This is a genomic window from Leucothrix pacifica (genome assembly GCF_003172875.1).
Lineage (GTDB): Bacteria > Pseudomonadota > Gammaproteobacteria > Thiotrichales > Thiotrichaceae > Leucothrix > Leucothrix pacifica.
Genome location: NZ_QGKM01000075.1, coordinates 31,974 through 44,780, shown reverse-complemented (window position 1 = coordinate 44,780; position 12,807 = coordinate 31,974). Strand labels below are relative to the sequence as shown.

The 12,807-nt window shown below is 46.5% G+C and carries 14 protein-coding genes; 10 read left to right on the top strand and 4 right to left on the bottom strand.

Features of this window, described 5'->3' with window-relative positions:
- Nucleotides 1-7 precede the first annotated feature (7 nt).
- From phoU to DKW60_RS19065, 4 genes are all read left to right on the top strand, one after another.
- A complete protein-coding gene (gene phoU / locus DKW60_RS19080; protein ID WP_109839261.1) occupies nt 8-745 on the top strand; it encodes a phosphate signaling complex protein PhoU in 738 nt (245 codons plus the stop codon).
- A 162-nt stretch (nt 746-907) separates the two neighbouring features.
- Nucleotides 908-1,597, top strand: coding sequence for a phosphate regulon transcriptional regulator PhoB (phoB, locus tag DKW60_RS19075; RefSeq protein ID WP_425451368.1), 690 nt, complete (start codon nt 908-910; stop codon nt 1,595-1,597).
- A 9-nt stretch (nt 1,598-1,606) separates the two neighbouring features.
- The gene (phoR, locus tag DKW60_RS19070) at nt 1,607-2,959 is read left to right on the top strand and encodes a phosphate regulon sensor histidine kinase PhoR (RefSeq protein ID WP_109839259.1); all 1,353 of its coding nucleotides are present in this window, start codon (nt 1,607-1,609) and stop codon (nt 2,957-2,959) included.
- A 20-nt stretch (nt 2,960-2,979) separates the two neighbouring features.
- Nucleotides 2,980-4,143, top strand: coding sequence for a M20 aminoacylase family protein (locus tag DKW60_RS19065; RefSeq protein WP_109839258.1), 1,164 nt, complete (start codon nt 2,980-2,982; stop codon nt 4,141-4,143).
- Nucleotides 4,144-4,176: 33 nt separating this feature from the next.
- On the opposite strand, the gene truC is transcribed toward DKW60_RS19065, so the two are convergent.
- Nucleotides 4,177-4,947, bottom strand: a complete 771-nt coding sequence (truC, locus tag DKW60_RS19060) for a tRNA pseudouridine(65) synthase TruC (RefSeq protein WP_109839257.1) — start codon at nt 4,945-4,947, stop codon at nt 4,177-4,179.
- Between the two features lie 112 nt (nt 4,948-5,059).
- Between truC and DKW60_RS19055 the strand changes: the two genes are divergently transcribed.
- Nucleotides 5,060-6,490, top strand: coding sequence for a DegQ family serine endoprotease (locus DKW60_RS19055; RefSeq protein ID WP_109839256.1), 1,431 nt, complete (start codon nt 5,060-5,062; stop codon nt 6,488-6,490).
- A gap of 72 nt (nt 6,491-6,562) precedes the next feature.
- Here DKW60_RS19055 and DKW60_RS19050 read toward each other — a convergent pair whose 3' ends face one another.
- Complete coding sequence (locus DKW60_RS19050) at nt 6,563-7,159, bottom strand: hypothetical protein (protein WP_109839255.1); 597 nt, start codon at nt 7,157-7,159, stop codon at nt 6,563-6,565.
- 203 nt (nt 7,160-7,362) lie between these two features.
- Here DKW60_RS19050 and DKW60_RS19045 point away from each other — a divergent pair, with 203 nt between their 5' ends.
- On the top strand, nt 7,363-8,013 hold the full coding sequence (locus DKW60_RS19045; protein ID WP_109839254.1) for a M50 family metallopeptidase: 651 nt from the start codon (nt 7,363-7,365) through the stop codon (nt 8,011-8,013).
- On the opposite strand, the gene DKW60_RS19040 is transcribed toward DKW60_RS19045, so the two are convergent.
- A complete protein-coding gene (locus DKW60_RS19040; protein ID WP_109839253.1) occupies nt 8,010-9,233 on the bottom strand; it encodes a lipase family protein in 1,224 nt (407 codons plus the stop codon). The two genes, DKW60_RS19045 and DKW60_RS19040, sit on opposite strands and share 4 nt — an antisense overlap.
- Nucleotides 9,234-9,296: 63 nt before the next feature.
- The gene (locus DKW60_RS19035) at nt 9,297-9,899 is read right to left on the bottom strand and encodes a class I SAM-dependent methyltransferase (RefSeq protein ID WP_109839252.1); all 603 of its coding nucleotides are present in this window, start codon (nt 9,897-9,899) and stop codon (nt 9,297-9,299) included.
- 92 nt (nt 9,900-9,991) lie between these two features.
- On the opposite strand from DKW60_RS19035, the gene sbcB reads away from it, so the two are divergent.
- The 4 genes from sbcB to tnpA all read left to right on the top strand — a co-directional run bounded on the left by sbcB (nt 9,992) and on the right by tnpA (nt 12,791).
- The gene (gene sbcB, locus DKW60_RS19030; protein WP_109839251.1) at nt 9,992-11,419 is read left to right on the top strand and encodes an exodeoxyribonuclease I; all 1,428 of its coding nucleotides are present in this window, start codon (nt 9,992-9,994) and stop codon (nt 11,417-11,419) included.
- 161 nt (nt 11,420-11,580) lie between these two features.
- A complete protein-coding gene (locus tag DKW60_RS19025; RefSeq protein ID WP_109839250.1) occupies nt 11,581-11,868 on the top strand; it encodes a type II toxin-antitoxin system HigB family toxin in 288 nt (95 codons plus the stop codon).
- Nucleotides 11,869-11,873: 5 nt separating this feature from the next.
- A complete protein-coding gene (locus DKW60_RS19020; RefSeq protein ID WP_109839249.1) occupies nt 11,874-12,287 on the top strand; it encodes a helix-turn-helix domain-containing protein in 414 nt (137 codons plus the stop codon).
- Between the two features lie 75 nt (nt 12,288-12,362).
- A complete protein-coding gene (gene tnpA / locus DKW60_RS19015) occupies nt 12,363-12,791 on the top strand; it encodes an IS200/IS605 family transposase (RefSeq protein WP_109839248.1) in 429 nt (142 codons plus the stop codon).
- The last annotated feature ends 16 nt before the right edge of the window (nt 12,792-12,807 follow it).

The window sequence follows — 12,807 nt, the reverse complement described above, 5'->3', positions numbered from 1 at the left end:
GATAATTATGGAAAACGGAGATCATATTCTTCAGTCCTATGATCAGGAACTGGAAGAAATCCGCAGTAAAGCCCTTGAAATGGGTGGACTGGTAGAAAAACAAGTTAGCAATGCACTTCAGGCAGTATTAGAGCGTGATGTAGAGCTGGGTGAGCACGTAGCTTCATCAGACGCTGATATCAATGAGCTGGAAGTTGAGATCGACGAGGAATGTGCAAGTATTATTGCACGTCGTCAACCAGCTGCCGGCGACCTTCGCTTGCTACTGAGTATCATCAAGATCACCACTGATCTTGAGCGTATCGGTGATGAAGCAGAACAGATTGGTCTGTACGCGTCACAACTGGGAAATCATGTCAGTAATCAAGGCATGAGCGCACAACTACGTCACTTAGGTGAACTGGCGCATAGCCTGTTGAAGCTGGCGCTGGATGCATTCGCACGAATGGACGATGAGCAAGCGATGGACGTTGCTAAGAAAAGTCGCCGCGTCAGCCGTGAGTTTGATGACTTATCACGCATATTAATCACTCACATGATGGATGACACCCGCAATATCAAAAATGCCCTGCGCGTAATCTGGTGTGCGCGTGCCTTTGAGCGTATTGGAAACCACTCAACCAATATTTGTGAGTTCGTTATCTATCGGGTAAAAGGTAAAGACATCCGTCATACCAGCCTGAAGAAAATTCGCAAAAAGCTTTACCCTGAAACACTGAAAGACAAGAAATCAGACGACGAATAAACTCAGTCCGCTCAGTCTTGAAAATAACCGCATACCTGCTTCAGGATGCGGTTATTTTTTGTCAAAAAATAAATAAAACCAGTCTAACCTTGTCATATCTCTGACATATAACTTTGTTGTAATAACGGCACTCTAAAAATTAATGTCGATGTAACAATTATCATGGAAACGATACTCCTCGTAGAAGACGAACAGCCCATCCGCCAGATGTTAGGTTTTGCGTTGTCCCGTGCAGGCTACAGAACCCTTGAAGCAGGCGATGCACGACAGGCTCAAATTTCTCTAAGTGAAACACATCCTGACTTAATTTTAATGGACTGGATGCTTCCTGATGCCACCGGTATTGAGCTGATTCGCCATATCAAACGAGATAGCTTTAACAGCGATATACCTGTTATTATGTTGACGGCTAAATCCTCTGAAGATGACAAGATTACCGGACTCAATTCAGGTGCTGATGACTACGTAAGTAAGCCATTTTCTCCTAAAGAATTGATCGCCAGAATTCAGGCAGTATTGCGAAGGAATACTTCCCGCCAGACAGAAGATGAAGTACTCACTGCTCAGAATCTGCGTCTGGATAAAGGAAGTCATCGCGTTACGATTGACGGTAATTCACTTGAACTGGGGCCAACAGAGTTTCGTCTGCTCAATTTCATGATGGAAAACCCAAATCGAGTTTATAGCCGAGGCACCCTACTGGATCATGTGTGGGGCAGGAATACCTATGTTGAGGAACGTACCGTTGATGTGCACATCTTACGATTACGAAAATCACTGGCCCCTTGGCAGTATGACAAACTTATCCAAACCGTCCGTGGTGTTGGCTACCGCTTCTCACCGAATGAGTAAGCATGCCTTATGAGCTGGAACGACTATCTCAACAAGGTAATCGTACCTGAACTCAAACTTCTCAGTCTTATCGTGATTGCTTGCTTGTTGATATCAACAACCGGCATTCCATTCCTGTGGTTAATTATTCTCGGTTTACTGCTGTTCACCGGCTTTCATATCTATCAAATGAAGCTGCTGCTGACGTGGCAAGCCAATAAACAGATGAAAGCGCCACCGGATGAATTACGCGGTATCTGGAGCGAAATTTCGACGCAATTCCACCAGCGAAATAAACACCATCGCAGCACTGAAGCAAAATCCCGTCACCTCATTGCTCAGTTCCGAAAAGTCAGCACCGCCCTGCCGGATGGTATTTTGATTCTTGACTCACTCAACCGGATTGAGTGGATGAATAAACGGGCTTCAAGTTTGCTTGGTCTTCGTCAACAGCAAGATCGCGGCAGTAACATCACCAATCTGGTCAGAGATCCGAGCTTTGTGAAGTTCTACAATAGTAGCGGTGAAGATGAGAATTTGAGACTCGACTCTCCGGCTGGCAATAACATAAAACTCGATATTCGGCTCCTTCCTTTTCACGATAAACACCTGATGATTGTGCAGGACTTCACCAGACTGCATCACATGGAAAAGGTACGCCAGGACTTCGTTGCGAATGTATCGCACGAGCTACGCACACCACTCAGTGTTGTCGTTGGCTACATAGAAACACTGGATGATGATGACTCTCCGGAAATGGAACCTTACCGCGCTATTTTCTGGCAGATGAAACAGCAATCCGATCGTATGACTCGCTTAGTTGAGGACTTGCTAACGCTGTCCAATCTGGAAAACGAACAACACATCAATCACAACAATGAAGTCGCCGTTCCTAAAATGCTGGAAGGAATCGCTGATGATGCCATTATTTTGAGTGGAAATAAGAACCAAAACATTACTCTGGAAGCGGATGAGAGCCTCTGGCTAAAAGGCAATACCCGTGAGCTACATGGTGTCTTTTCAAACTTAGTCTCCAACGCAGTCAACTACACACCCGAGCTTGGTGAGATTGCTATTCGTTGGTATGAGTCTGATGATCATCTCATTATGGAAGTTGAAGATAATGGAATTGGTATTGAACCACAGCACATTAATCGGCTAACTGAGCGCTTTTATCGAGCGGATAAAGGGCGCTCACGCGACGCAGGAGGAACAGGTCTTGGCTTAGCCATCGTCAAGCATGCCTTGCAACGCCACGACGCTCAGCTGTCTATCAGTAGTGAATTTGGTAAAGGCAGTGTATTTCGTTGCTTATTCCCTACTGAACGTGGCATTGATGCCCCTTCCATAGAAGACACCGAAGACCATATACTTAGCGCTTAGCCCCACTAAGGACAGGTCTTATGACTGCTATTGAAAGCGGATCAGCACTACACCAACAAATGATTGGATGGCGTCACTGGTTACACCAACACCCCGAACTTTGTTTTGAAGAATTTAAAACCAGTGACTATATCGCCGAGGTTCTTGAAGATTTAGGCGTACCGTTCCAGCGGGGTCTTGCCACCACTGGCATCGTTGCTACCATCAAAGGGCAATATGAGGGCAAAAGCATCGGACTACGCGCCGATATCGATGCTTTAGAAATCACCGAAGCAAATGACTTTGCTCACAAGTCACTACACGAAGGCAATATGCATGGCTGCGGTCATGATGGTCACACCACCATGTTACTCGGAGCAGCTGCTTATCTGATTAATAACAATGATTTCAAGGGCACTGTCCATTTGATATTCCAACCCGCTGAAGAAGGTGATGCCGGGGCAAAACAAATGATGGATGAGGGCTTGTTTGAACAATTCCCCTGTCAGGAAATCTATGGCATGCACAACTGGCCGGGCTTGCCGGCTGGTCAGTTTGTAGTACACGACACCGCAGTAATGGCAGCGGTTAGAACGCTGAAGATTCTCATCACTGGTAAAGGTGGGCACGCTGCAATTCCCGATCAAACCATTGATCCGGTATTAATTGGCTCACATGTGATTACCGCCTTACAAAGCATTATCTCACGCAATATGTCTCCGGTAGACGCCGCAGTCATCAGCATTACTCAAGTCTCCGCTGGTTTCACTCACAATGTGATTCCGGATGAAATGAAACTCACCGGCACACTGCGTTTCTTTAATCCGGAGCATGGCGTTATGTTGATTCGCCGTATCCGTGAGTTGGTGGAGAGTGTTTGCGCTAGTTTTGGAGCCACCGGTGAACTCACTGTGATTGGTGATTATCCCGCGACCATCAACACTCCACCTGAAGCTCAACACTGTGCCGATGCAGCTGCTAAAGTGGTTGGTGCTGATAATGTTCAACGCAATATGCCACCGAGCATGGCTGCAGAAGATTTTGGTTACATGCTGGAAGCCCTACCCGGTGCTTACATTTGGATTGGTAATGGTGAGGGCGAAGGTGGCTGTATGTTGCACAACGCACATTATGATTTTAATGATGATGTCTCTCATCTCGGTGCGAGTTACTGGGTGAAGTTGGTACAAGACAGACTGAGCTAGTCACTCAACTCCAACAGGTTTAACTATGCGGGTTTAATAGCAATATTTAACTGAGTCGGATGAGTTAGCTTGAGTATCACTATCCTGCTCTGTCTCAAGCTTAAGCTGCCCCAATAACAACTGAAAATCCTCCGCCAGAGGCGCATGAATCGATAAGGCATCACCGGTCACGGGGTGTGCCAGATTCAACTCTCTGGCGTGAAGCATTAAACGCTGCAAATCAAACTGCTCCCGCAAAAAGGTATTTTGCTTGCCATCACCATGCGTCGTATCCCCCACTATGGGATGAAAAATATGCTTCATATGACGACGCAACTGATGCTTCCGACCCGTTTTTGGGTACAACTCCACCAATGAATATCGCACCGTTTCATAGCGTCCCACTGCAAACGGCAACTCAGTTTTGGCGAGTTGTTGATAGTGAGTGACTGCAGATTGCGCGCTTTTATCCTGACTTACTAAATTATCTGTCATTTTATCCCACTGTTCTTGCAATGGGTAATCCACAACCCCACTATCTTGCGTATAGCCTCGTACAATCGCCCAATAGCGTTTGTGCACTGTTCTAGCGGTGAACTGTTGAGTCAGCAACGCGGCTACTTCAGAAGACAAGGCGAATAACAACACTCCGGAGGTTGGTTTATCCAAGCGATGGACTGGATATACACGCTGCCCAATCTGATCTCGTGTCAGTTGGATAGCAAAGCGAGTTTCATGCTTATCGATGGGACTACGGTGTACCAATAATCCTGATGGTTTATTGATCGCAACGATGTGTTCATCTTGGTAAAGAATATCCAGCATAAAAATTAGCAACTCGCTGTTATATGTATAAATTTTTTTTAATTAATTGGAAAACAATTAGTAATCAAACGCGTGACAGAATCTACGCAACAATTAATCAGTGGAGGTTAAAATGGTTAGCCAGGCAATTCAGCCAACAACAGTTAAAGCATTCAGTGCTTTAATGCTAACAGCACTTTTATTCGTTACATCCCTACCCGCCAAAGCGGAACTACCTAATCTAATGGATGTGATTGAAAAGAATCGTAACTCAGTTGTCAATATTGCAACCAAAGGCGCTAGCAGCACTTCGCGCGGTGGCAGTGGGCAGTTTGATCTTGACGCATTACCCCCTCAGTTACGTGAATTTTTCCGTAGCATGCCTTCTCCGGACTCACGCGGACAACGTCCGAGTCAGGACTTTCAGTCACTGGGTTCAGGCTTCATTATTTCAGACGATGGCTACGTAGTCACTAACGCTCACGTTATTGATCAGGCCGAAAGTGTTCGTGTAACACTTAAAGACCGCCGTGAACTAGACGCTAAAGTCATAGGTGTTGATGAAGCGACTGATATCGCCCTGTTAAAGATCGAAGCCAAAAACCTTCCGGCGGTTTCACTGGGTGACTCTGCAAAGCTGAAAGTAGGACAATGGGTTGTTGCCATCGGCGCACCATTTGGTCTTGAGCACAGCGCTTCGCAAGGTATCGTAAGTGCCTTGTCACGTAGCCTTAACCAAGCCAGCACCACTTATATCCCATTCATCCAGACAGACGTAGCGGTTAACCCCGGTAACTCAGGTGGCCCACTGTTTGACCTTGATGGTAACGTGGTTGGTGTGAACTCCATGATCTATAGCCGCAGCGGTGGCTATCAGGGTATATCATTCTCCATTCCGGTTAATACCGTGAAAAACGTCACCAATCAGCTCAAAAGCAAAGGCTTCGTAAGCCGCGGTAAGCTGGGTGTATTGATTCAGGACGTAAACCAAGAACTCGCTGACTCTTTCAACTTACCGGGCCCGAAAGGCGCATTGGTAGCTAACGTTGAGAAAGGCAGTGCAGCTGATACCGCTGGTCTGAAACGTGGTGATGTCATCATTGGTTTCAATGGCGTTAGTGTGTACAAATCTGGCGACCTGCCACCACTAGTTGGTAACACCGAAATTGGAAAACGCGTTCCTCTGACGCTGATCCGTGGCGGCAAAGAGAAAGTCTTTAATGTAGTTGTCGGACAGCTGGATAAGAAACAAGGCAGCGCACAGGCAACGAATACTCGCTCCAAAGATACTTTCGGCGTAGTCGTTGGCTCACTGGATGATGAACAGCGTAAAGCGATTCGTTCTGATAAAGGCGTGGTTGTGAACCAGGTAATGGGTGACAGTCTTGCTGAGAAAGCTGGTATTGCCGTCAATGACATCATTATCTCGTTCAACAATGTCGAGGTCAGCTCAGCAGATGAGTTAAAGAGTGCGATCAAAAACGCACCGAAAGGACGCTCGGTACCCGTACTGGTGATTCGCGATAACTCAGCTCGCTACATTCCGGTACACGTTCCGGAGTAAACAAGCTTCATAGGTAGTACCCTTTGCGCCCCTTAACACTGGGGCGCTTTTTTGTCTGGAATAAACAGCAAATTACAGTTCGATATAGCCCTGCTTAGGCTTTGAATCATTATCACCCGACTCATCATCATCATCATCTGACTCTGGCGGACGTGTTATTTCACTCTCACCGATATCATGAATCTGGTTGAGTTTGTACTGCAGGTAATACACCGAAAACAGCACCAATAAAACACCATTCACCCACAAGCGCTTACCGGGATATGCACCGGTTAACTGATTCAGCAATGTGCGGAAGGTAAATAACCACACCATAGTCATTGCAAACGACATCAGCGCAAAGATACCCTGCGCTTCGACCATCGCCATGCCCAAAGTTGTGCCAGGAAACAACATGCCCATGGCTGACATCAAAAAACTAATCACACCGATGGCAACGGTTGAGTTTGATAACCAATCCGGAATTCGTTTATCAGCCGGTACACAACGGTTAATCATGGCATTACGTGTGTAGATCCATGCATACACATAAAGTCCAAGCGTTAATAATCCCAAACCAATAAACAACAGCGTCGGCAGGCGTGGAAACTCCTGAATAAACTGATGGCCATTCTTAAGCGGTGGCCGAAGGTCTGATTCTGGCGGAGTGAAGGGATTGTTCTCAGACATTGCTGATTCCTTAGTTAAAAATCGTTTGAGGCGCAAGAATACTAGAGGCTGACGCCTATTGTCACGACTACAGACCATTTGTTTGATGCTCAGGTTCAAAAAGCGTCTAAAGACGTGGTTAACAACCGCGAGTCATAACAATCTGTAAGTAAACCCTAAGCCGGAGTTCTGCTAACATTCGTTCAAACAACAAGGCGATCCACATGTATATAGACCAAAAAGATAAAGAACCCAGCTCCAAAGGCGAAAAAATCTTTGTGCTTGTGCTGACATTACTGTTTTTCTTTATGATGAGTATGGAAATGATCAGCAACTACGAACCCCGCAAACTGGGCATGCTGTTCTTTGTTCTTTTCTGGATACCGTTGTTATTTCTGCATGAATTCGGACATGCACTGATGGCAAAGCTGTGTGGCTGGCAGGTAAAACGTACGGTGATTGGTTTGGGCGGTGTACTGCACAAAACCACCCTTTTCGGTGCCCCCATGGAAATTCGCATGATTCCACTGGAAGGTTTCGTCAGTATCGCGCCGGAGAATTTGCATTGGGTTCGTATCAAACATGCGCTGATCTACTTTGCAGGCCCCGGTATTGAACTGTTGGTGTTCTTACTGATTATGCTGTTTTTGGGTACTGATCAGATTTTTGCACTGCACGACAACTATTATCAAATCGCACTACAGAGTCTGGCGTTTGCGGCCTTAGTCGGCGCAGTGATAAATCTGATTCCGCTGGGAATTCGCACCGCTGAAGGGACAGCACCCAATGATGGGCTGGGGATTATTACCAGCCTCACCAGTAGTAAAATGGATTATGAATTATGGATTCGTAACAACCAGAAGTCGTCAGACTAGCGACCCGTTGATTCATCAAATAAGTAGTTAAGTGCGAATGCTGCAAACTCCGGAACGCAGCCTGCATGCGTTGACTGTGTTCTGTCACAGTCCGTCAAGGTAACGTCAACCCCTTCATATCCATTCATTACGCTAGCTGCTGCAACAGAGTTAGCGTAAGGCACGATCTGATCATCCGCTCCATGAAACAAACGAATCGGTGCTTTGGGTGCCCAGTCATACACATCGTTTTTCTCAAGTTGATACTTAAGCGTTAACTCACCAGTGATGCTCGCGTAATCTCTCAAGAAATCACCATCAAACAGCTCGTCCATATTACGCGGCAAAATACTATTGATCGCACTGGATGTTCTGGAGCCATCATAATATCCATCCACCGTGAGGTGATGTGGCGATGCAATGGCCCGCACAGTCAGATTATCCAACTCATAATAACGGTCGTATGCGTGAACCATATAACCAAGCGTTGCAGGAGACTCGATGCGCTGAGTATTTAACAACATTTCGTCCACCGTGCCTCTCACATCATACGGCCCCGCGCCAATCACACTGCCTGTCACGGTGAACTCGTCTGGGTAATCGGTCTCCATTGCTTTATGTGCCGCCATACTGGTGTATGCACCTTCGGAGTAACCTGCTAAAAACAACTGACTATTTAGACTGATGTCATTATCCGCAGCATAAATACGTGCCGCACGAATCAGATCGATTACGCTATTGGCAGATGGTGCAGCCTGAATAAACGGGTGCGTCATCGCGTTGGATGCACCGTAACCGATGTAATCCGGCGCGACGACCACAAAACCTGCTGTCGCAGCATAAGCCGGTGACAGATCAAATAAAGGGTCGTTACTTGGCACAGAGAGATTCGAAAAAATCGTCGCGTGCTGATAACTCAACATAGGACTTGATCCGGCTTTATTCGTAGGGAATGAGAACGTGCCGGATGCCTTCACAATATCACCACTCTCCAGCGCTGTATTGTAAATCAGCTTCACTACTTTAATGCTGTAACTTACCTCTGAGCCGGCAGCCAAAGCCGCAAAACTCAACGTCCCAGGGGCTGAATACTCCGCAACAAACTCACTACTCAGTAACGCTCCGCGCTCAACAGACGCTTGCCCACTGCTATCTTTATCACTACCGCCACAGGCACTCAAAAGCAACATAGCCAGAATCGGCAAGGCATGTAATTTCAGTTTTCTAAGAATTCCCAGCATAATCCGTCTACAAGCAGTACAAATAAGACTCCATTCTATCAATTTACAAGCCGCTTTGTTGAGTTAAATAACCTCACCACCGGGTTTGATCGCGACAATCTGAACCACTGCCCCCATGCCCGTATGCAAGCTGCCCTCTTTAATTTCCCGCTCAAGTGCTTTGGCATGCACGAATTCCAGTCCGGCAAGCTCCTGTTTAAGATCATCCAATGACATCATTAAGTCCGCCACAGGTGGCCCACCGGTTTTAAATGCCAACTGCTCCGGACGATATGCTTCCAAAATAAATACGCCACCGGGACGTAAACCTGTCACGACTTTTTGATGCAGTGCTTTACGAATATCAGACGGTACATGACAGAAAATCGATACGATACCATCCCAACTTTCCGGTTCGATCTCATACTCCGCCAGATCAGCAACCTGAGTATTGATATTCACATAACTTTCGTCAGCCAGGATTTCAGCTTTTTCCAGCCCGACAGCAGACGCATCCACCGCCATCACGTCATAACCTTCCCGTGCCAAATAGACGGCATTGCGGCCCTCACCTTCGGCAAGGCATAACACTTTATTACCGGTAATTCGATGGCTGACGTCGTTTAAAAACTCATTCGGCGTTGTGCCGTAGACATACTCTTCCGTGCTATAGCGTTCGTTCCACATAAGAAAACCTCCATGTTGATTTTCGGGTTCAATACATTCACGCAGAGTTAGCGTGTATCATAGGCGGATACTGTTAAATATTGGATCGCACGATGGCAAAAACAACCTTGTTCTGGCACGACTACGAAACTTGGGGGATCAATCCGCGTAAAGACCGAGCATCTCAGTTTGCAGGTATTCGCACGAATTTGGAATTAGAAATTATTGATGAGCCTGTTATGTTGTATTGTCAGCCAGGCCCCGACTTCATTCCTCACCCCGAAGCCGTCTTAGTCACCGGAATCACACCACAAAAAGCCGCCGCCGAAGGAGTCAGTGAAGCAGATTTCTTCCATCGTGTTAACGAACAACTCAGCAAACCCGGCACCTGTGGGGTTGGCTATAACAGCATTCGCTTTGATGACGAAGTCTCGCGCTTTGGCTTTTACCGCAACTTTATCGACCCTTACGCCCGTGAATGGCAAAACGGCAATAGCCGCTGGGACTTGCTGGACTTAGTTCGCATGACTCACGCACTGCGCCCTGATGGCATTGAATGGCCGGAACGTGAACCCGGTATTCCCAGCTTCCGACTCGAACACCTCACCGCTGCCAATAATATCGAACACGAAGGCGCACACGATGCACTGGTTGATGTCCGCGCCACTATCGCGATCGCCAAACTCATCAAAGAGAAACAACCCCGCCTCTACGAATTCTACTTTGCACTGCGCCAAAAAAACAAAGCCGCGGAATTACTCAATTTAGAAAAGCAAAAAACCGTGCTGCACATCTCCGGGATGATTCCGGCAAGCATGGGCTGTGTTTCCCCCATCGTACCGCTAATGCAGCATCCGGTTAACAGTAATGAATTCATCTGTTTTGACCTGCGCCAACATCCGCAGCAGTTACTCAATGCCAGTGTTGAGGAAATCGAATACAGCCTTTACACACCCAATGCTGAGCGCGACGACGATAGCCCGCGCATCGCATTAAAAGGGGTGCATATTAATAAATGCCCTGCGCTAGCCCCCACTAACACACTGACACCCGAGCTTGCTGAAAAGTGGCAGATTAACTGGGATGAGATCGAGCAACATAAGCAGTTATTACTGGCAGATAGCGGACTGAAAGCTAAGCTGAAAGCGCTGTATTCGGCCCCGCGCGACCATGGGCCGGTCGATGCAGACTCCGCGCTTTACAACGGCTTTATTAACAATGAAGACCGCAAACTGTGTAACTTCGTGATTAATCAATCTGCAGAGCGATTAGCCCATGAGAATATTGCGTTTTCTGATCCGCGCTTGCAGACCTTGCTATTCCGTTATCGGGCGCGTAACTGGCCTGAAACCTTGGACCAGCAGGAACAGTGGAAATGGCAGGAGTTCTGCCGTGCACGCCTGATTGATGGTGAGTTTGGTTGTGAGTTTACGGCGAATGATTTTCAGGATGTGATGCAGGATATTGCTCAGCGAGATTTGAGTGATGGGCAGAAGGTGGCGTTGCAGGGGCTTTTGGATTGGGTTCAGGGGTTGCAGTAGGTGCGAGTGGATTGGCTTGGAGCATGAAAAACTAGAAATGGTACAACACCAAAAACTAATTTTCGTACAACACAATAAGCGAATAATGGTGGAACACGATAAGCGAATTATCGCGACTGAAATCAGTTGCTTAAAATCTCATATTGAGATATTTTGATCTCATGCATATTATCACTCGCAAACGCGTTATCGAAGCTGAAGAGAAATACCCTCAGGTTGCTACTGCTCTGAGAGGTTGGTATCAGACTATCAATCAGGCTGATTTCAACAACTTTTCTGAACTGAAAAACACGTTTAACAGTGTAGATAAAGTGGGTGATCTGTATGTCTTCAATATTGGCGGGAACAAATTACGCTTGATCGCTGCCATACATTTCAATACTGGACGCGTTTTCATTCGGGCCATTTTGAATCATACCGAATACGACCAAGGCAAATGGAAGGAGTAATTCACATGAGTGCAATACAAGAAGCCATGAATCACTGGGAGTACATCGCACCTGTACTCACTGTGCCTAGTAATGAGAAGGAATATAACAAGCTAGTTGATGACCTTGACTCAGTGCTTGACGCTGGTGGAGCAGATGAAAATCATCCACTTGCAGGGCTTGCTGAGCGTATGGGTGATTTAGTTTCTGCCTATGAAAATCAGCAAGGCTTAGTCCCACAGTCTACAGGCATTGATGCGCTTAAATTTTTGATGGAAAGTCATCATATAAAACAATCAGAACTTTCTGAAGTGGGCAGCCAAGGTGTTGTTTCTGAGGTGCTATCTGGCAAGCGATCGCTAAATGTTGAGCAGATTAAAAAGTTGTCTGGACGGTTTCAGGTTTCACCGGCTGTTTTTATTAGTCCTCTTCAAGGTTAAAACCACCGTCTTTAGACGGTCAGATTTATCTGCGATACTTTTCCTTTCAGCTAAGTTTACAGCGGAGAGGCTAAGATGGCGTATCGGTATGGCAGCCACACAGTTTTCAAAATACAGTATCATTTTGTTTTTGTAACAAAATATCGTTACCAAGTACTTACAGGTGATGTGGGAATCAGAGTTCGTGAATTAGTGCGTCAGACATGCGAGGTCTTTGAGATAGAAATTCTGAAAGGGGTTATGAGTAAGGATCATGTTCACTTACTCGTTTCAGCACCACCCACAATGGCTCCCAGTGAAATCATGCGGCGAATTAAAGGACGGAGCTCAGCCAAACTATTTGAGTCCTTCCCCGACTTAAAGAGGCGCTTTTGGGGACGGCACTTTTGGGCTCGAGGCTATTTTTGTGTAACCTCTGGTGATTTAACGGAAGAAATGATTAAGGAGTATCTTGAGCATCACTTCGAGCCTAAAGGAGACGATAATTTTAAAACGGAAGATTAGACGGGTCTACTTGACC